We start from the raw sequence: 18,628 nt of genomic DNA on the forward strand, positions 1-18,628 counted from the left end.
CAGCGGAGGTTTAAAGATGGCATCTCTATCCGGTCGAGTGGCGTTAGTGACGGGGGCTTCGCGCGGAATTGGCAAAGCGATCGCGCTGGCGCTAGCGGCGGAGGGTGCCTCGGTGGCGGTGAATTATGCCAGTTCCGCCGATGCGGCGGAAGCAGTGGTGCAAGAGATTGCAGATAAGGGGGGAGAGGCGATCGCCGTGGGGGCAAATGTGGGGGATGCCGACGCGGTAACCAAGATGTTTGCCACTGTAATGGAAAAGTGGGGCCGTATTGATGTCCTGGTCAACAATGCTGGCATTACCCGCGACACGCTCATTTTGCGGATGAAGCCCCAAGACTGGCAAGAGGTGATCGATCTGAACCTGTCGGGGGTGTTCTGGTGCCTCAAGGCGGCCACCAAAATCATGATGAAGCAGCGTCAGGGGCGGATCGTAAACATCACCTCTGTGGTGGGGATTTCGGGCAATCCCGGACAGGCAAACTACAGTGCGGCAAAAGCGGGGGTGATTGGCTTGACCAAGACCGCCGCGCGCGAGCTGGCCGCTCGCAACATCACCGTCAATGCTGTGGCTCCCGGATTTATCGCCACAACCATGACCGCCGATCTGGATGCCGAGCCCATTCTGGCCAACATTCCCCTCGGGCGCATGGGCAACCCGGAGGATGTGGCTGGGGCCGTGCGCTTTTTAGCTGCCGATCCGGCAGCAGCTTACATTACCGGTCAGGTGTTGAATGTGGATGGCGGTATGGTGATGGCTTGAAGTGAGCCTGGATTCGGAGACCGTGCCAAATTTGCTAGAGTGGACGCGATCGCGTTACGAAACTTCATGAAACGAATTTTCATTCTGGGGGGCGGATTTGGCGGCCTCTACACCGCCTTGGAATTGGCCGATAAGGAATGGCCGGACCCTCCAGAGATTGTAGTAGTGGATCGCGATCGCCAGTTTTTATTTACCCCTCTGCTGTACGAGTTAGTTACGGGGGAGATGGAAGCGTGGGAAATTGCGCCCAGCTTTGACTCCCTGCTGAGTTCCACCTCCGTCCAGTTTAGACAGGGGGAGGTGGAGCAAATCGAGATTTCGACTCGCCGCGTTACCCTGCAAGATGGCTCGCACTTGAACTACGACTATCTCGTCTTGGCCTTGGGGGGCGACACCTTGTTTGCAGGGGTGCCTGGAGCCCGAGAGTATGCCTTGCCCTTTCGCGAATTGGCCGATGCAGAGGCGCTAAAGGCCGATCTGGAAAAGTGGCAGCGCAGAACCGACCGGTTTGCGGTGGCGATCGCCGGGGCGGGGGCAAGTGGTGTCGAGTTGGCCTGTAAGTTGGTCGATTGTTTGGGCGATCGGGTGGAGGTTCGGCTGATCGATCGCAGCGATGACATTTTGAAGGGGTTTCAACCAGATAGCCGCCAAGCTGCCCGCAAAGCACTGCAGCAACGGGGGGTAGTCGTGCAGCTCGACACCTCAGTGTTGCAGGTGGGGGAAGACTTTATTTTGACTCAAACCGGAGATGCGATTGAAACGCTGCCCGTGGCGCGGGTGTTGTGGACGGCTGGGGTGACAGTCAATCCGGCAGTGGAAAAGCTGTCGCTGGCGAAAAGCGATCGCGATCGTGTCTCGATCTCGCCGACATTGCAAACCTTGGAGCATCCCGAAATTTTTGCCTTAGGAGATCTCGCAGAGGGCCGAGATGCAGTAGGGCAAACTATTCCTGCCACTGCCCAGTCTGCCTTTCAACAGGCTAGCTACTGCGCCTGGAATCTATGGGCTCTCGCCACTGCCGGAGAGGGAAAAGCTGCTCGACCCCTGCTGCCCTTTCGCTATTTGCCCCTAGGGGAAATGCTTAGCCTCGGCACTGATTCGGCCTCCCTCAGCGGGTTGGGGCTGGCCTTCGACGGTCCGCTGGCATATCTGGCCCGACGCACCATCTACCTGATGCGCCTGCCAACGCTGAACCATCAGCTCGAGGTGGGTTGGAACTGGGTGACCAAGCCCTTGTTTGCCGAAGTCCAACGGTGGATGCAGGGCGATCGCCCCTAACCCTCAGCATCGTCCGTCTTCGCCAACCAATCCAACACCGCCTCATTCCAGCCCTCCGGTCCCGGCAGCGGAGCCTCAAGCCAGTCGAACTCCCGTTTCGGTACTAAATCGCTCGCGGTGGAACTGGGCACGACAATGGCCCGATCCATCAGCCGCAGCCAGTCTAGATCGTGCGGATAACTGCCCAAACCCAGAGATCTCACCTGCCCCACATGCCGCTGATAGCAGTCCAACAGCGACTGCACCGCCCCCTTGCGCTCCACATTCCCCGTCAGATACCACAGCCCTTGCAGCGTTGGCGTCTGCAACTGCTGCACCTGTAAGTGATGTCGCTCAATCTCTTCCTCTAACAACGCACGCTTTCCCGTATAGGTGAAGATCTCGCTAAACTCCCGCTGATGGGCTAAATGAGCTGCCTCTGGCGATAACCCTAGGGCTAGAGCCAGTTCTGCCTCCGTCCAATCCCCAAACCCAACGATATCGGCCTGCATTTGTACCCGCACATCTTGTAGCACCCGCCGCAGATGGGAGTAAGGCAAGCCAAAACTATGCACGTAGTAGGTGGACTCGCGCTGCCAAGTCTCGTCTAAAATGCTACTAGGGAAATACTGCTCCGGCACCAACACCGCCCCCCCATCCTCGATCGCCATTGGATGAGCCACATTGAGCCCGCGACTAATTGCCTCCAACTCTGCACGGGTACCCTTGCCGATCGAGATCAGAGGTATGCTGCGCCGCTCTAGCGCATCCAGGGCAGGGCGGACAGCCGCATACCTGCCGTTTTCCGCAGCCACAAAGCTGCCATCTAAGTCTGAAAAAACAACTCGCATTCGATCCCGTTAGCCCAATAGAGCGCCACTGCAGTACCTGCAGCGCGATCGCACAGATCGTTACGCTCTCAACAACCTACCAAAAACCAAAGAGTTGCTCTAGAGGAGAGTGCTTTCCTACCCCTGCAGCAGTAGCCGCTGACACATTTACCGAATCTGGCGAAGTTGCATTTCGCCAAGAAACAAAAAACAACCGTGGAAACACTTAAAAATCAAGTAACCATTTTCAAGCTAGCTCGATTAGAAATATCTGTCTGCCCAATCCAATCATTAGGGTGATGAGATTTATTACATTCATTAGAAATTTCAATCACTCAGCGCGGCTCGATCGTGAAATCTCATAACGTGAATCTCACAATCTAAAATCATGAGAATGGCCAATAGCCTCTAAGTATTTCCTCATGGGTAGCGCTCTTCCGAAAGGCTGTCACGAGCTATCCCTTGCCGGACCTTCGCTCGAACGCAATGTCGATCGAGGCATAGCTTTCCAGTGATGGAGTTATCTATGCAACAATTCATCGAGCCTCGATTTTCTGTGCGGAATTCACCTGTTAATCTCTGTCATGAATGTATCAACGATCGCAGTACCCATTTCAACTTATTGATTTATCATGAACGGATAATTCCAGAAACATAAACCTTGCAGAGTGCATAGCGATTTGGCTGGATGAGATAAATCTCGTTATGCCGTTAGTCCAACCCGTTTTAGTCCAACCCGTTTGAAGAAGTGGAGTCAACGATGTACGGAAAAGTTTCTGAGAGGGTGGCCCATCGAGTCCGATGGATATTGGTGGTCCTCTGGCTGCTGTTGATTGTCTCTCTCTTGTACGATCCTATCTCCGCTTGGTTTACTCTACCCGAGCAAACGTTCAGTCTGTTCCGGGTCAATCCAGACCATTGCATTGCAGTTCAAGGGAAATGTCTCAACCTGTCTTCCTACCAACTGGGCGCACCCATCTTTTGGGGAGCCATTGTGCCCATCGCCATCTTTATCCTCTTGGTGTTCGGCCACGAGCTCTGGCGGCGCATTTGTCCGCTATCCTTCCTGTCGCAACTGCCCCGCGCCTTGAATTCGCAACGGCGCATTAAGCGCACCGACAAGAAGGGCAATGTCCGTTACGAGTTGGCCAAGGTCGATAAGAACTCCTGGCTGGCCCGCAACTATCTCTACCTGCAGTTGGGCTTGTTTTTCATCGGGTTGAGCTGCCGCATTTTGTTTGTCAACGCCGATCGCACCGCCCTCAGCATTTGGCTGTTGACCACCATCGTTGCTGCCGTTGGCGTGGGCTGGTACTACGGCGGGAAGTCTTGGTGTAACTACTTCTGCCCCATGTCGCCCGTACAAAGAATCTATAGCGAACCGGGGGGACTGTTCACCTCTCCAGCCCACACGTCTCCCACCAACATCACCCAGTCGATGTGCCGCACGATTACCCCTGAAGGGAAAGAAGAGAGCGCTTGTGTGGCCTGCCAAACCCCCTGTATCGATATCGATTCCGAGCGTTCCTACTGGGAGAACATCACCAAGCCCGATCGCAAGGTGCTCTACTACGGCTATCTGGGTCTGATGGTGGGCTACTTCGGCTACTACTATCTCTATGCTGGGAACTGGGAATATTACATGTCGGGGGTCTGGGCTGCCGATCCCGCGCAGTTGTCCCAGTTGCTCAATCCTGGCTTTTATTTATTTGGTACCCCCATTCCCATCCCTAAGTTGGTGGCTGTGCCCCTCACCATTGGCGGCAGTGCGATTCTCTTTATTGCCCTCGGTCGCTGGTTCGAGGGGTTCTATCAGAGCATCCGCGAGCGCCTTCGTCCGGTGGATGCCGAAACCCGCCAGCACGAGATTTTCAGCCTCGTCACCTTTTTCTGCTTCAACTTTTTCTTTATCTTTGGCGGTCGCCAGATTATTAACGCCATGCCGCCAGCAGCGCTATACCTGTACGAAGGAGGCATTGTTATCCTGAGTACTGCCTGGTTAATCAAAACCTGGCTGCGCAACCCCAACACCTACTCCCGCGAGAAGTTGGCCAACCGCTTCCGCAAACAACTGGTCAAGCTCAAGCTGGATGTAAAGCAATTTTTGGACGGACGCACACTCGAAGATCTCAGTTCCAGTGAGGTCTACGTTCTGGCCAAAGTCTTGCCCGGTTTTACCCAGGAAAAGCGAATCTTTGCCTATCAGGGGGTGCTGCGGGACATGATTGCGGAAGGACATCTCGACTCCCCCCGCAGCCAAGCGATGTTGGCCCAAATGCGGCGCGAACTGGATATTAGCGATCGCGACCACAGTGAGGCTTTAGCAACGATCGGAGTGAGCGAGGATAGTCTCCAAGCCACTGCAGCTCCAGCAGCCTCTCGCCAAGAGGATGTCATGCGGGCGATCGGCTTCCGTCAAGCATTTGCTCGGTTACAGCGAAGCCAGCGGCCTCGGTCCACCAATAAGACGGGTAACGAGCACGAGGCTTATGCCCTCACCGCCACCGATCGCAAGCGCCTATCCGAAAGCCACAGCACCGATAGCAGTTTGGCAACCACTCAGATTTTGCTAGAGCAACTGGAAGTCTTGGCCCAACGCTACCGCATATTAAATCAACCGTTGCTGCAGGAGCAGTTTGGTGCCGTCACCCTACTGAAAGGGTCTTTGGAGGTCAAAGAGCGCCGCATTGTGGCCGCAATCCTGGACAGTCTGGCCGACGCTGCGGAGCTGACAGACTCAATTGAGTCGATCGTGCAATCGCTGGCTGACTTGACCCCTGTCCTCTTGCAGAGCATATTGGCTAAACGCCGCCCCATGCTGCAGCGAAAACTCGACCCAGACGTGTTGGAGCGGGTGGAAACTCTTGCAGCAGCGGCCCCTGTTAACGATCTCCATCCTTTAACCAGCATGGAACCTGGGGCGATCGCCGAGAGTCTGGCCAAATTTGCCTACGATCTCGATCCCCTGACTCAAGCTGTAAGCCTTTATCTCTTGTCAGATATCGATCTGATCCTCACTCAGGCAGTTTCCCACCGTCTCGAGAAGCGGGGTGAGAAACTCAACCGCCTGGTTGCCGAAATGATCGAGACTATTCTAGAGCAGGAGGCAATGAACGCTTGTCCGCTGAACGCTTGCCCCATGACTTTCCGCACCGTGGAAAAGCTGATCTGCTTGAGCAACAGCGATTTCTTCGGTGGCATGAAGAGCGAAACAGCGATCGAGTTGAGCTATCAGGCTAGCGTCCTGACTCACTCCGCCGGAGAAGACATTGTTGGGGAAGGGGAAGCCAGCCGCGAGTTGATCCTGCTGATGGAGGGAGATGCTCAGGTCACCACCCACAGTCCGGATGGCCAAACCACCACTCGCCGTCTCGTTCCGGGCGAAACGATTGACGAGCTCGAGATTTTGGCCGATCCCAATCGACCGGGCAAGATCGAGGCGATCGCTAATAACACGCGTATTCTGGCAGTACCGGTTGCCACCTTTGATGAATTGATGGATTGCGATACCGAGTTCTCCAAGCGCGTGCTGGAAATGGAGAGTCGTCGCCTGCAGCAGTTGCTGCATACCAGCCTAACGGTTCAAGGGCTACCGAACTCAGTCCAGTAACGGCAACGGGTTTAGAGTTTAGCTGTGCCGCAGGTGGAGGCTCCACCTGCGGTATATTTATCGCTGCCGAACGCTATAACCTTTTTGCTCTAGCAGGCGCACGAGTCCATTGTCGGTCACCAGATGAGCTGAACCCACTACCACAAGATAATCTTCGGGGCGATCGAGCAGAGCTTCAATCTGCGGCAGCCAATTGAGATTGCGTTGAGTGAGCAACTTGTCTTGAAATTCGGATGAATCACCAAAACTAGCCAGCGTGAATGATTCGAACTGCTCCACATCTCCCGCTTTCCAAAGATCCACAAGAGTATCGAGCGAAGCCTCCCAGAGATCTAACGTTAGAACGGTTTGGGTGACGAAATCCTGTTGAGCTGACGCGGAGAGATCGTCAAGAAAGCCCAGTTGTTCTTCCACAGTCTCTAGACCCGATATGCCTTTGCCCGCGAAGAGAGCTTCATCGTATAAATAGAGCTCCACTCCGCTCTCTGGAGTAAAACCGAGCTGAGCCAGTTTTCTGGCCGATAGTGTAACGGCTAAAAACCACGGCTCGAATTGATTGAAGGGTTCGATGGGCAATCCCACCTCTAACGCAGCTTCACTGGCTAGAGCGTACGTTTCCGGACTCAGGGCAATTTGAAGGGTCTCGTCACCGCGATCGGGAACAGCTCCTCGCAGGAATGCTCCTGCAACTGTCGGATCGGTCAATTCGGCGGGATGAACCTCAAATACTAAGTTTTCTGCATCTTCAAAAGCCGCTTGCACCGCCGGGGATAGGGGGTAATCTGTCGGCCTCAAATAATGAATCGAACCTAACAAATAGACCGTGTTTGTCGGCGTTTCAATTTCCCATAAAAAGGCTCTTTCGGATTGGCTGCTGGCTGGTTGGGGGGTGCCGCTCTGGATGGCGATCGCCGCGATCGACAGGAGCGTTGCTTTCTCCAACCGCTGGATGATTTTCATGATTGAAATGAGTGCCTCGGGATTGTACTAGCCGTAAAAATGGACACTTCTTCAGGGTGCCCAATCAGCATCGCCTCTCCTGCAAGATTGAGCTCTCTCACTAGATGGGGGCTAAAACAAACTCAACTGGCCAGAGGTTTTCCCAGCTACTCCATCCCAGGGTAGAGGGGGGACCGGCGCGCTTTCGTTTTCGAGGCGCTGTTGAAATTGCTTTGCCGTGCCTGGAGAAAACTGCTCTTGGGGGCAGTGGACAAAGAAAAAGACGTCAATCCCTTGTTGCAACCAAACAGAGACTCGCTGTGCCCATTCATCGAGATAATTGGTATTGCGATCGCGATCGGGATGGCTAATCAACCGCACGATCGCAAACGACGCGGTCACTCTGGGTTGCAGCGGCAGATTGGGTTTGCGCCGCTGGGAATTGACCTGCGGATCGTCAGAGCCACTGTAAATGGGACGGGTATCGAGCAGCACGCGACCCACGCCTGCTTGCGCTAACAGGCGATCGAGCTTGCCGGTGTGTGTGGGCTCAAACCAGTCAGGATGGCGCACTTCGATCGCCAACGGAGCTGTGCGGCAGGGCCAGACGGCCAAAAATGCCTCTAGATCCTCCAGTTGGACGGGGCTGTAGCTGGGGGGCAGTTGCGCAAACATGGGTCCGAGGCGATCGCCCAACCCTTGCATTCGTTCTAGAAACGCCAAACCCTCGCGTGCAAGTGGTTCCAGCTGCCCTTGGTGAGTTATCGTGCGGGGCAGTTTCGGGCAAAAGCGAAATCCCGAGGGGGTGGCTGCCGCCCAGCGGCGGACTGTTTCTACGTCGGGGACTGAGTAAAATGTTGTATTGCCTTCCACCGCTGTGAGGCGATCGCCATAAAGACTCAAGAAGTCGCTCGAACGGCTGCCCTCGGGATAAAATCCCCTCACCCAGCCGCGATAGGCCCACACCGCACAGCCCAAATAAAATCGACCCACATGCATCGCAGCAATACCTCGCAGCCAGTTAGCAACCGATCGAATACTCCTGCCATTGCGGGTTGAGTCCCATCAAACCAGTGCAACCAAAGCTCCACTAAACTAGAAGCATCCCGAGCCGCTCTGCCACCTGCCATGATAGCCACCCCCAAACAGGCCGATCGCGTCTTGCTCTACAACATGAGCTGGCAACAATGGGAAGATCTCTTGGAAGGCTTAGGCGAAACCCGTTCCGCCCGAGTTGCCTACGATCGCGGCACTGTAGAAATTATGAGCCCCCTGCCCGAACATGAATATTACAAAGAAGCGCTTGGCCTTGCGGTACTAGACATCGCCGAGGAGCTAGACATGAACTATGCCAGCTTTGGCTCCACCACCTGGCGCAGGGAAGCTAAACAAGCAGGGCTCGAACCCGACAATTCCTATTACTTTCAACACGAACCCGACATTCGGGGTCGAGTCGATCTTCGTCTAGATCGCGATCCCCCACCCGATCTTGCTCTTGAAATCGATCTCACCCATAAATCTCTCAACCGCTTCGAGATCTATGCCCGCCTAGGCGTGCCTGAACTGTGGTGCTACGAGGCGGACAGCTTAACGGTTTATCAGTTGCAAGAGTCAGGTTATTTGGAAAGCCAGCACAGTTCAGTGTTTCCGGGGCTGGAAATTCAAGCACTCCCTCGCCTGATGGAAGAACATCGTTCCCGAGGACAACGGGCGATTCGCAAAGCGGTGCGAGCATGGGTGCGATCGCAACGGTAACTCGCAAAGCGATCGTGCCATTCCCCACAGCCAAAACCCTCTAGCGCCACACCGCTCCCAATCGCCCCCACTAGGCACCAACTTCAAGGGCATCGCGATTGAATCTGCAACTAGATCTCAATGCAGATGTATCCTGAGGATGATTCTAGCGATCCTCGGAGAGTGGCAAAGTGGATACATATGAGTTTGATGTTGTCATTATTGGTGGCGGCCCTGCCGGGTGTACCTGCGCGCTTTACACCTCCCGTGCCAATCTCAAAACCGTCATCCTCGATAAAAATCCTGCCGTGGGCGCACTAGCCATCACCCATAAAATTGCCAACTATCCCGGCGTCCCCGGAGAAATGAGCGGCGACGAGCTCCTCCAGATCATGCGGGATCAAGCCGTTTCTTTCGGGACTTCCTACCAGCGAGCACAAGTCTTCGGCATTGATGTCAACGAACCGCTCAAAAAGGTCTACACCCCCGAAGGCACCTTTGTGGGGCGATCGCTGGTCTTAGCCACCGGATCTATGGGCCGCACCGCCTCAAATGAAGGGGAAGCAGAATATTTGGGACGCGGTGTCAGCTATTGCGCCACCTGCGATGGGGCGTTTTATCGCGATCGCGAAGTGGCCGTGGTCGGCCTCAACCCAGAAGCCGTCGAGGAAGCGATGGTGCTGACTAAATTTGCTTCCACCGTCCATTGGGTGACGCTCAAAGATCCCCAGTCTGAAGGGGAACATGCCACAGAGTTATTGGAACTTCCCAACATCAAACATTGGAACCGCACCCGGCTGATGTCCATTCAGGGTGACGATATGGGGGTCACTGGAGTCAAGCTCAAGCGCAAAGGTCGAGAAGAGCAAGAAGAGTTAGCGATTGACGGGGTCTTTGTCTACCAACATGGCTCCAAGCCCATTACCGATTTTGTCGACGATCGAGTGGAATTTAACCCCGATGGCGGCGTCAAGGTGAATGACATGATGGCGACAACAGTCGAAGGGGTGTGGGCGATCGGCGATATTCGCAATACCCCCTTCAAGCAGGCGGTGGTGGCAGCGGGGGATGGCTGTATTGCAGCCATGTCTATCGATCGCTATCTCAACAGTCGCAAGGCCATCAAGCCCGACTGGGATCACTCGTAGGGGGCGGGTAACAACATTCCATTACGGTCCCGCGGCGATCGCCTCAAAGGGTGATAGCGTGAACGAGTCTCGGTCGCGATCGATCCTTCCAGCCTGATTGACTGAGATCCCGATTGACTGAGATGGTGTTACTAGAGTTGTCTTATCGCGATGACAGACCGAGGCCCTAACAAGTCCAATCAAAAGACGTTTACCATCATGCGTAAGTTTGCCGAGACTTACGCCAAACGAACCGACACCTATTTTTGCTCCGACCCCACGGTGACCACTGCGGTAATTGAAGGATTGGCCGTTCACAAACAAGAACTGGGGGCGCCGCTGTGCCCCTGCCGCCATTACGAGGATAAGCAAGCGGAAGTAAAGCGGGGCTATTGGAATTGCCCTTGCGTGCCGATGCGAGAGCGCAAGGAATGCCACTGCATGTTGTTTTTGACCCCCGACAACAGTTTTGCCGGCACCTCTCAAACTTTGGAAGCCGTGGACTTGAGCTATCGCGATTGATGCTAGAGCCCCTTTCTGCTGAGGATATCGCGGCCTTTCAAACGGCGATCGACCAATTTAATGCTCGCGAATTTTATGCTTGCCACGATACGCTCGAAGCCTTGTGGATCGAAGCGATGGAGCCCCAGAGAACCTTCTATCAGGGCATCCTGCAACTGGCGGTTGGCTATTACCACCTGCTGAACGGTAACTGGCGCGGAGCGGTGATTCTACTGGGCGAGGGGTTATCTCGTTTGGAGCGGTATTGCCCCGACTATCTAGAGCTCGATGTAGCTGCTTTGGCCAATGCCAGTCGCAGGAATCAACGCCGACTGCAAATGCTGGGGGCCGATCGCCTATCTGAATTCTCAACCGCTGACATTCCCAAGGCGACTTGGGTGGAATTCGACATTCAGTGTCACGAACCATAAAGCCAGCTTGTTTGTAGAGTTTGCCTGACTGAGAGAGCGTGAGACAATATAGGCTCTTATCGATCGTTTTGTTTGGGGGTCACTATGCGTGTCCGGCAATATTGGCAACGGGAGGCCACTCCTAAATCAACTGCGACCCCCCAATCGAATCCACTCGCAACCAGGCCGTTTGCGCCTCAACCCCAACCTGAGGGCAGGACAGCATCTGCTCAGTCAATCAAAGGCGATCGCAAATCCCCAGCAGGGTTTGGATATAGCGTATCGACCTTAAATCTCGGCCCTTACGAGTTAGCTCCTCCCCTTCAAACCAAACTGTCGATTGGGGTACCTGGCGACAAATACGAACGGGAAGCCGATCGCGTTGCCAAGCAAGTGGTATCGAGCATCCACTCCCCTCAAACCCAAATATCGCAGCAGGGTGGCTCTATTCAACGAGAAACCCTCGAAGACGATGACGAGTTGAGGATGAAGCCCCTGCAGCGTCAGCTCGGAGCTGAGGGCGCGATCTCTCCCGAGCTAGAACGCGAGATCGAGCGATCGCGCGGGGGCGGACACCCGCTCTCAGAAGTAATTCGGACGCCTATGGAACAGGCATTTGGTGCTGACTTTAGTGGGGTTAGGGTTCATACGGATGGGCGATCGAACCAGTTAAATCGCTCAATTCAAGCCAAAGCATTTACCACGAATCGAGATGTGTTTTTTCGAGCAGGGGCCTACAATCCTGCCACTCGGGACGGTCGAGAGTTGATTGCCCACGAATTAACCCATGTCTTACAGCAACAGGGGGGAAGGGCTGCTCAGCTACAGCAGGTCGCGGCCGGTTTAAAGAAATCTACGATTCAAAGGCAAGGGGGGTATATTCCTACAGGAGATGGCCCCTACGGACATAATTTCACTGATGGAGCAAGCACTGCTGGCGCAGGATTTGGCCAGCAGTTAAAAGACGATATCTACGATCTCAATGCAAATGGGGTGACTTCTGAAATGCATGAATTAACCCACATCGACGACGACGATGATGAAACGATGCTGACTCGAGATCCAGCTGTTGTTGCTCAGGTCGATCACATTTATCCTGCTAACTTAGGGGGATCTAGCTCCCATCGGAACGCTCAGATCATTTCTCAAGCATCGAATAACTATAAGTCGAATACTTACCCAACCGATGGAATTTGGTCTGGTGGATGTACCGTGCTAATGGGTCACAAGGCAACAGCCATGGGAAATTGGAGAGGAGAAGCGATGAGTTTCGACATCCCCGCCTACGAGACTTTCCCAGTTACGGGTAAAGGTCCGGCTGCAAAGATTGACATGAGTGGAACCGCGTTGAAAGTCACTCGATATCAACAGGACCAAACAGGCACATGGCAACCCTCGTCACAGAAGACCGGGCCTGGTGCAAACGATGTGACTCCGCAAGAAGCACGCGATCTAGGAATTCTGCCCAAAGATATCCCAGATCCACAACAGTAATCAACACATTACTTAATGCACAGCAGCATTTTGGCTGGCACCATTCAGCAGGAGATCTCCCCGGTAGAGGGTGCTAGAGATTTTCAAGTGCTACAGCCCTACAGTATAGAATTTGAGGAACAATTTCGGGTTAACGAGCATCCATACTCCAGTGAGTTGCAGGTGGCCGCCCGTCAATTGTGAAACTCGAACCTGACAAACCCACTCCCCAATATTTCGCCGTTCCCCCTGCCAGTTTGCGCTGGCTGGCCATCGCTGCGATCGCCATCGGCATCGCCTTCCGCTTCGTCAACCTCGATCGCAAAGTCTACTCCCACGATGAGGTCTACACCTCCCTGCGCGCCAGCGGCCATACCTCCGAAGATATCTTCTCTACCGTCACCAACTGCCCCATTACCGCCAGCGACCTACTGGAATTTCAGCACCTAACCCCCGCTCGCGATTGGACCGATACCTGGGATTCCCTGCGCGAACACCCCGAACATCCACCGCTGTTTTTCTTGCTCGTGCGGGCTTGGATGCAAACCTTTGGCACATCGGTAGCAGCCGTGCGCAGCTTGCCTGCGGTACTGAGCCTGCTGGCTTTTCCAGCCATGTATTGGCTGTGCCTAGAACTGTTTGCCGCGCCGATGGCGGCATGGGTGGCGATCGCCCTCCTAGCGGTTTCTCCCTTTCATGTCCTGTTTGCCCAAGAAGCCCGTCAATACAGCTTGTGGACCGTCACAACCCTCCTCGCCAGTGCGGCTTTGCTGCGGGCAATGCGACTCCATACGGCCCGGAGTTGGTGGTTCTACACACTGGCGGCGATCGCGAATCTCTACACCTCCCTGCTCTCTCTGTTGGTGGCGATTGCTCATGCCTGTTACGTGTTGGGACGAGAGCGATTCCAGGGAACGCGGACAGTCAGGGTATTCCTACTGTCTGTGGGGGCAAGTCTGGCAACGTTTCTCCCTTGGGTCTGGGTGCTGTACGAGCAGTGGGAACGGGTGCAAGACCACACCGCTTGGATCGCTGTAGATGTCCCTCTGTCAGATTTAGTGACGCTGTGGGGGTTGCATATCAACTGCGTATTTATCGATGGGGTGGTGGACTTCGAACACCCTTTCACGTTTGCGGTGCCAGTTGTCACAATCGAGCTGGTCGTGTATGCCCTCTGGTCCCTCTGGCGGCGATCGCCTCGGCAAATTTGGCTGTTCCCCATCTCGCTGCTATGCGCGACAGCGCTGCCGCTGGTGGCGGCAGATTTGGTATTGGGGGGTCGGCGATCGTTGATTACGCGATATTTTGTCCCAGCACTGGCGATCGTGCTGGTGGTGGTGGCGAATTGTGTGGCCCGTTGGCTGGCGAGCGATGGCGGCGAGACGCGGCGGCTGGGGGCAGTTCTGTTGGGGGTGTTGCTGGCTGCGGGGATCGGGTCTTGCGCGGCGATCGCGCAGGCCGATACTTGGTGGAATAAGGTGCCGAGCTATAACATTCCAGCAGTAGCTCGGTATCTGGAGGCGATCGATCGCCCGGTTGTTTGGACTTCGTTCGCAGCTTTGGACTCGCCGGGACATCCGATCTCCTTAGCCTATTTAGTCGATCCGGAGACCGAGATCGTTTTAGTTAAAGGCAGCTATTTACCGCCAGCCACCGACGACTGGAGTCGGGTGTTTCTGTTTGAGGCCGTGCCCGAATTTGTGGCCGCAGTGGAGCGGGAGTATGGCGTTCGGGCCGAACTGGTGGAAGATCTGGATATCGAGCTGTGGCAATTGCAATACACTCCCCCAGATCGAACGAGCGATCGTTCCCCTACCCCATACTCCACCAAGCAAGACCAATGAATATTCCCGCTCAACTCCAGAGATGGTCCAGATCCGCTGCGATCGTCACAGCATGGGCTGTTTCCACTGCCATCGCCCTAGTTCTCTCTAACCTCGCCCTGCGGGCGCTAGACAACTCTTCTCTCAGCCTATGGATCCCGCTAGTCGGCAGTCCGTTCTTACTCGGTCTAATGCAGTGGTTAGTGCTGCGCTGGCTACTGCCAAAAGCTTATCTATGGGTGATTGTAACCATCATTGGCGGTGTCCTGGGGTGGTTGAGTTCGGCGGGCGCGTTCTTTCTCGGAGCTTACTTTGTCGATCTGGTGGGAGGCTCCAACCTGCCCTCGGTGCCGGAGATCGTTTTTTGCGGAGGGTTGGCGGGTGCAGGAGGCTTGGCGATCGGGTTTGTGCAATGGGTCTACCTGCGCCGTCACCTGCGGCGGGCGGCATGGTGGCTGCTGGCGAGCGCGATCGCCGTGGGGGTCGGCGGCGGTCCGAACTTGTGCCTGGGTATCACCCTCTACAGTGCCAACAACTGGCCGCTGTGGCTGGCGATCGGGGGATTGGCGGGTGGCTCGATTAAAGGCGGAGCTCTGGTGTGGCTGCTGCGCCAGCCAAGCTCTTCCCAAACAGAAGCGAACGCAAAGTCAACTTAGAGCAATTTTCAGGTGGACAACGTACGCTCTAATTTTCAAACCTAGAATCTCCAATCTCCTTTCGGTACAGAGGGTATACCACCAACCTGGAAAATGCTCTAAAGCGATCTGCGCAGGGTCAAACAGCGGAGTAGTGGGATGCTCTTTGATAGGATAACTGGCGGAATGGAAAGAAACCTGTGTAGACTGCGCGATCCCCTGCGCGATCGCGATTTGAAGCCCAGCCGAGAGCGACTGTACTGACATTTCCCCCGATGACCAAACTGATCGTTCAAATCCCCTGCTACAACGAGGAGGAATCCCTCGGCATTACCCTCAGTGCCTTGCCGCGAGAGATCCCCGGGATCGATTGTGTCGAATGGCTCATTATCAACGACGGCAGCACCGATCGCACTGTCGAAGTGGCTAAAGCTCGTGGCGTCGAGCACATTGTCAATTTTCCCGCCAACCAAGGGCTGGCGAAAGCCTTTATGGCTGGTTTGGAAGCTAGTCTCAAGGCGGGGGCGGACATTATCGTCAACACCGATGCCGACAACCAATATTGCGCCGACGATATCCCCAAATTAGTGCAGCCGATTTTGACCGGGCAGGCCGAAATGGTTATCGGTGCTCGCCCCATTTGGCAGACAGAGCATTTTTCTCCGCTCAAAAAGGTGTTACAAAATTTCGGCAGTCGAGTGGTGCGAGCGGCGGCGATGCAGGGGGATGCGCCGCTGGATGCCCCCAGTGGCTTTCGGGCGTTCAGTCGAGAAGCGGCACTGCGGCTGAATGTCTTCAACCGATATACCTACACCCTCGAAACAATTATTCAAGCGGGTAGCAAAGGAATGGCGATCGCCTCTGTACCCATTCGCACCAACGCCGATCTGCGTCCCTCTCGGCTGGTGCGCAGTATTGCTTCTTACGTATGGCGATCGGGTACGACTATCCTGCGCATCTTCATGCTGTATCAGCCGCTGCGCTTCTTTTTCATGCTGGGCAGCTTGCCATTAGGAGTGGGAACGCTGTTGGGCATCCGCTGGCTGATTTTCTTCTTCGCGGGCAGCGATCGCACCCGCATCCCCAGTTTGATCTTGGCGGCCATCCTCATCTCGATCGGCTTTCAGTTGTGGGTGTTGGGTCTGGTTGCCGATCTCTTGGCTGCCAATCGGAAACTACTGGAAGATACGCAGTTGCGGTTGCGGCGATTGGAGATCGAGGGGACCAGCGGTCGCGATCGCGACAGTAGCAATCGGAGTTAAGGAGTTTACGTCCCACAGGCCATGCGGCTGGTCTGGCGGGGAAAAACCGGGGTTACCAGAGCTCTAGCGAGGGACGAAGGATGCCAGCGGCTTCGTCATTGGCAAAGGACTAGTCATCGAAATTGTCACCTCGGAAGCTGCTTTCAAAAAACAGCTTGTAAATCAACCACGAGACTGTGAGAACCATGAGGGCGCCGGCCAGCCAAAAAGCCACGCGAACAGCAGCAACGACAGCTACAACCACAGCAAAAAACTTGAGCCCATTAACCGCCATCTGCCACCAGCGGCGAATTTTGTTGGGCCGTTTGGCAGGAGCCACTGTTTGCCTGCGACCTTCATTGCCGCGAGCCAGATCCACTTCTAGTTCTCGCAAGCGCAGGGCCAACTCTCTTTGTTTCAGTTCCGCTTCGCGCTGGCGGAGGTCCCGTTCGGATGGATGCTTGGATGCCATGGAGGTCGTGACGTTTGGATGGTTGGGGATAGGGAGCGCATCGCACAAATCGTCATGAGAGATTGTCCGAAACCCGCCGCAGTCAAGCGTACAATAGAAAACTGGATGGGGCGACGCTCCTTGCTAGCGACAAAGAAGAGGTAAACTGTGGAACTATCGGAAGTCGAAGAATACATGCAAAAAGCCGTTCAGGCGACTCAGCGCAACTTCAACACCGTCCGTACCGGTCGCGCCAGCACCAGTCTGCTCGATCGCATTCAGGTGGAGTATTACGGCACCCCCACTCCTCTCAAATCGATCGCAAACGTCAGCACTCCCGATAGCAGCACCATTACCATCCAGCCGTTTGACGCCAGTTCTCTCGGGGATATCGAAAGGGCGATCGGCATGTCCGATTTGGGGCTTACCCCCAACAACGATGGCAAACTCGTGCGTCTCAATATTCCCCCCTTGACTGAAGAACGCCGCAAGCAGCTAGTCAAGATGGTGGGCAAAATGGCTGAAGAAGGCAAAGTCTCCATCCGCAATATTCGTCGTGATGGCATCGACAGTGTGCGTAAGCTGGAGAAAAATTCGGAAATTTCTGAAGACGAAGCGAGCGATCGCCAAGACAATATTCAAAAGCTAACAGACAATTACGTCAAAAAAATCGACGAAATTACCAAAGAAAAAGAGAAAGAGATCCTTAGCGTTTAGCATACGCAGCGGCGCTTCCTCCAGATCCTGCACCTTCACCCAAATCCCGAATCTCCGACTGGCAAGTCCCGAACCTTCGATTGGCAAGTCTAAAGGCGATCGCGTTCAATATGCACCTCTCACCCCACAACTCTAGCAGAGTCAGCTAACAGTCCATCCCGAACGCGAGAACTGCTGTTTGCAATGGCTAGAGCTGCTTCAACATCTCTTTTTACGAGTGATACTCGCGGGTTTTCGAGGAACAAGCTATAAAATGCCACCGTTGGCTTGGATGTTCTGGCCTGTTACCCAATGGGCATCATCGCCGACCAAAAAGGCCACCACATCTGCCACGTCCTCTGGTTGTCCCAGCCGTCCGAGGGGTGTTTGCTGAATTAATTGATTCACGGCTGCTTTCGGCATAATTAACCCGTCCGTATCGGTGACACCTGGGGACACCACATTCACTGTCACCTGACGATGTCCGATCTCTTTGGCAAGGGCGAAGGCCAATCGTTCGCCTGCCGCCTTACTTGCCGCATAAATGCCACCAGTGGGTACAGGCATCATCGTACCCCCAGTGGAAAACTGTACAATGCGCCCGCCATCTTTGATGTGCTGTGCGGCTTCTTGCAACACGTACATCGCTCCCTTGGCATTGACTGCAAAGACTTTCTCAAAGTCGTCATCAGTCAATTCGAGATGCGGTTTGAACACCGATGCCCCTGCCACATTCACAACAATGTCGATCGCGCCCAACTGTTGCTTCGTCTCGGCAAACAAGCGCAGCACGTCCGCTTTGTTTGCCACACTGCCTTGAATTGCGATCGCCCGTCCGCCTTGTGCTTCGATCTCCTGCACCACGGCCTCAGCCTTATCGGTCGAAGAGACATAGTTAACCGCAACGACTGCGCCATCTCGGCTCAGCCGTTTGGCGATCGCTTGCCCAATCCCCCTAGATGAAGCCGTCACAATCGCAACTTTTCCAGTTAATGATGTCATTATCTCGATCCTCAGTAGAGTTACCTCGCAACGGTTCTACTGTATATTGTTGCTTTAGAAAGATTAAGATGATTTTTAGCAATACACTGTTCCGCTGTAGCAACAATCGAGAACGCCACTCGTCACGATAGGCAAAGGT

General features: G+C 54.7%; 18 protein-coding genes. 13 read left to right on the forward strand and 5 right to left on the reverse strand.

Annotated elements, in window-relative coordinates; genetic code table 11:
• Positions 1-16: 16 nt before the first annotated feature.
• Both fabG and SYN7336_RS11695 read left to right on the forward strand, forming a co-directional pair.
• Positions 17-760, forward strand: a complete 744-nt coding sequence (gene fabG / locus SYN7336_RS11690; RefSeq protein ID WP_017326128.1) for a 3-oxoacyl-[acyl-carrier-protein] reductase — start codon at positions 17-19, stop codon at positions 758-760.
• A 66-nt stretch (positions 761-826) separates the two neighbouring features.
• Complete coding sequence (locus tag SYN7336_RS11695) at positions 827-2,038, forward strand: NAD(P)/FAD-dependent oxidoreductase (RefSeq protein WP_017326129.1); 1,212 nt, start codon at positions 827-829, stop codon at positions 2,036-2,038.
• Here the strand turns inward: SYN7336_RS11695 and SYN7336_RS11700 are convergent.
• Positions 2,035-2,868, reverse strand: a complete 834-nt coding sequence (locus tag SYN7336_RS11700; protein WP_017326130.1) for a hypothetical protein — start codon at positions 2,866-2,868, stop codon at positions 2,035-2,037. The genes SYN7336_RS11695 and SYN7336_RS11700 overlap by 4 nt on opposite strands.
• Positions 2,869-3,607: 739 nt before the next feature.
• Between SYN7336_RS11700 and SYN7336_RS11705 the strand changes: the two genes are divergently transcribed.
• Complete coding sequence (locus SYN7336_RS11705) at positions 3,608-6,457, forward strand: cyclic nucleotide-binding domain-containing protein (RefSeq protein WP_026100931.1); 2,850 nt, start codon at positions 3,608-3,610, stop codon at positions 6,455-6,457.
• Positions 6,458-6,514: 57 nt separating this feature from the next.
• Here SYN7336_RS11705 and SYN7336_RS25555 read toward each other — a convergent pair whose 3' ends face one another.
• Together SYN7336_RS25555 and SYN7336_RS11715 are read right to left on the reverse strand one after the other, a co-directional pair.
• Positions 6,515-7,417, reverse strand: a complete 903-nt coding sequence (locus SYN7336_RS25555; protein WP_017326132.1) for a TraB/GumN family protein — start codon at positions 7,415-7,417, stop codon at positions 6,515-6,517.
• Positions 7,418-7,528: 111 nt separating this feature from the next.
• The gene (locus SYN7336_RS11715) at positions 7,529-8,395 is read right to left on the reverse strand and encodes a DUF72 domain-containing protein (protein WP_017326133.1); all 867 of its coding nucleotides are present in this window, start codon (positions 8,393-8,395) and stop codon (positions 7,529-7,531) included.
• Positions 8,396-8,524: 129 nt separating this feature from the next.
• On the opposite strand from SYN7336_RS11715, the gene SYN7336_RS11720 reads away from it, so the two are divergent.
• The 9 genes from SYN7336_RS11720 to SYN7336_RS25570 all read left to right on the forward strand — a co-directional run bounded on the left by SYN7336_RS11720 (position 8,525) and on the right by SYN7336_RS25570 (position 16,361).
• The gene (locus SYN7336_RS11720) at positions 8,525-9,151 is read left to right on the forward strand and encodes a Uma2 family endonuclease (protein ID WP_017326134.1); all 627 of its coding nucleotides are present in this window, start codon (positions 8,525-8,527) and stop codon (positions 9,149-9,151) included.
• Between the two features lie 170 nt (positions 9,152-9,321).
• Positions 9,322-10,278 (forward strand): NAD(P)/FAD-dependent oxidoreductase, encoded by a 957-nt coding sequence (locus SYN7336_RS11725; protein ID WP_017326135.1) that lies wholly within the window; start codon positions 9,322-9,324, stop codon positions 10,276-10,278.
• A 150-nt stretch (positions 10,279-10,428) separates the two neighbouring features.
• Positions 10,429-10,779: a ferredoxin-thioredoxin reductase catalytic domain-containing protein gene (locus tag SYN7336_RS11730; RefSeq protein WP_026100932.1), complete on the forward strand. Its 351-nt coding sequence runs from the start codon at positions 10,429-10,431 to the stop codon at positions 10,777-10,779.
• The gene (locus SYN7336_RS11735; protein ID WP_017326137.1) at positions 10,779-11,189 is read left to right on the forward strand and encodes a DUF309 domain-containing protein; all 411 of its coding nucleotides are present in this window, start codon (positions 10,779-10,781) and stop codon (positions 11,187-11,189) included. The genes SYN7336_RS11730 and SYN7336_RS11735 overlap by 1 nt, the downstream gene beginning before the upstream one ends.
• Positions 11,190-11,273: 84 nt before the next feature.
• Complete coding sequence (locus tag SYN7336_RS27970; RefSeq protein ID WP_017326138.1) at positions 11,274-12,662, forward strand: DUF4157 domain-containing protein; 1,389 nt, start codon at positions 11,274-11,276, stop codon at positions 12,660-12,662.
• Between the two features lie 15 nt (positions 12,663-12,677).
• Positions 12,678-12,845, forward strand: coding sequence for a hypothetical protein (locus SYN7336_RS30825; protein ID WP_017326139.1), 168 nt, complete (start codon positions 12,678-12,680; stop codon positions 12,843-12,845).
• Positions 12,842-14,485 carry a glycosyltransferase family 39 protein gene (locus SYN7336_RS25565; protein WP_017326140.1) on the forward strand — a complete coding sequence of 548 codons (1,644 nt, stop codon included), beginning with the start codon at positions 12,842-12,844 and terminating at the stop codon, positions 14,483-14,485. The genes SYN7336_RS30825 and SYN7336_RS25565 overlap by 4 nt, the downstream gene beginning before the upstream one ends.
• Complete coding sequence (locus tag SYN7336_RS11755) at positions 14,482-15,120, forward strand: hypothetical protein (protein ID WP_017326141.1); 639 nt, start codon at positions 14,482-14,484, stop codon at positions 15,118-15,120. Before SYN7336_RS25565 ends, SYN7336_RS11755 begins: the two co-directional genes overlap by 4 nt.
• A 254-nt stretch (positions 15,121-15,374) precedes the next feature.
• On the forward strand, positions 15,375-16,361 hold the full coding sequence (locus SYN7336_RS25570; protein ID WP_017326143.1) for a glycosyltransferase family 2 protein: 987 nt from the start codon (positions 15,375-15,377) through the stop codon (positions 16,359-16,361).
• 109 nt (positions 16,362-16,470) lie between these two features.
• Here the strand turns inward: SYN7336_RS25570 and SYN7336_RS11770 are convergent, their stop codons facing one another.
• Complete coding sequence (locus SYN7336_RS11770) at positions 16,471-16,812, reverse strand: hypothetical protein (RefSeq protein ID WP_017326144.1); 342 nt, start codon at positions 16,810-16,812, stop codon at positions 16,471-16,473.
• Positions 16,813-16,959: 147 nt separating this feature from the next.
• On the opposite strand from SYN7336_RS11770, the gene frr reads away from it, so the two are divergent.
• Complete coding sequence (frr, locus tag SYN7336_RS11775; protein ID WP_017326145.1) at positions 16,960-17,508, forward strand: ribosome recycling factor; 549 nt, start codon at positions 16,960-16,962, stop codon at positions 17,506-17,508.
• Positions 17,509-17,754: 246 nt separating this feature from the next.
• Here the strand turns inward: frr and SYN7336_RS11780 are convergent, their stop codons facing one another.
• Positions 17,755-18,489 carry an SDR family oxidoreductase gene (locus SYN7336_RS11780; RefSeq protein ID WP_026100933.1) on the reverse strand — a complete coding sequence of 245 codons (735 nt, stop codon included), beginning with the start codon at positions 18,487-18,489 and terminating at the stop codon, positions 17,755-17,757.
• Positions 18,490-18,628: the final 139 nt, after the last annotated feature.

Source organism: Synechococcus sp. PCC 7336 (assembly GCF_000332275.1).
Taxonomy (GTDB): Bacteria; Cyanobacteriota; Cyanobacteriia; order Thermostichales; family PCC-7336; genus PCC-7336.

Coding starts and splice junctions, on each gene's coding strand:
- SYN7336_RS11700 (WP_017326130.1), bottom strand. CDS start 2,868: ATGCGAGTTGTTTTTTCAGACTTAGATGGCAGCTTTGTGGCTGCGGAA.
- SYN7336_RS11780 (WP_026100933.1), bottom strand. CDS start 18,489: ATGACATCATTAACTGGAAAAGTTGCGATTGTGACGGCTTCATCTAGG.
- SYN7336_RS11720 (WP_017326134.1), top strand. CDS start 8,525: ATGATAGCCACCCCCAAACAGGCCGATCGCGTCTTGCTCTACAACATG.
- SYN7336_RS11735 (WP_017326137.1), top strand. CDS start 10,779: ATGCTAGAGCCCCTTTCTGCTGAGGATATCGCGGCCTTTCAAACGGCG.
- SYN7336_RS25570 (WP_017326143.1), top strand. CDS start 15,375: ATGACCAAACTGATCGTTCAAATCCCCTGCTACAACGAGGAGGAATCC.
- SYN7336_RS11695 (WP_017326129.1), top strand. CDS start 827: ATGAAACGAATTTTCATTCTGGGGGGCGGATTTGGCGGCCTCTACACC.
- SYN7336_RS27970 (WP_017326138.1), top strand. CDS start 11,274: ATGCGTGTCCGGCAATATTGGCAACGGGAGGCCACTCCTAAATCAACT.
- SYN7336_RS11715 (WP_017326133.1), bottom strand. CDS start 8,395: ATGCATGTGGGTCGATTTTATTTGGGCTGTGCGGTGTGGGCCTATCGC.
- SYN7336_RS11730 (WP_026100932.1), top strand. CDS start 10,429: ATGACAGACCGAGGCCCTAACAAGTCCAATCAAAAGACGTTTACCATC.
- SYN7336_RS11770 (WP_017326144.1), bottom strand. CDS start 16,812: ATGGCATCCAAGCATCCATCCGAACGGGACCTCCGCCAGCGCGAAGCG.
- SYN7336_RS30825 (WP_017326139.1), top strand. CDS start 12,678: ATGCACAGCAGCATTTTGGCTGGCACCATTCAGCAGGAGATCTCCCCG.
- SYN7336_RS25555 (WP_017326132.1), bottom strand. CDS start 7,417: ATGAAAATCATCCAGCGGTTGGAGAAAGCAACGCTCCTGTCGATCGCG.
- SYN7336_RS11755 (WP_017326141.1), top strand. CDS start 14,482: ATGAATATTCCCGCTCAACTCCAGAGATGGTCCAGATCCGCTGCGATC.
- SYN7336_RS11705 (WP_026100931.1), top strand. CDS start 3,608: ATGTACGGAAAAGTTTCTGAGAGGGTGGCCCATCGAGTCCGATGGATA.
- fabG (WP_017326128.1), top strand. CDS start 17: ATGGCATCTCTATCCGGTCGAGTGGCGTTAGTGACGGGGGCTTCGCGC.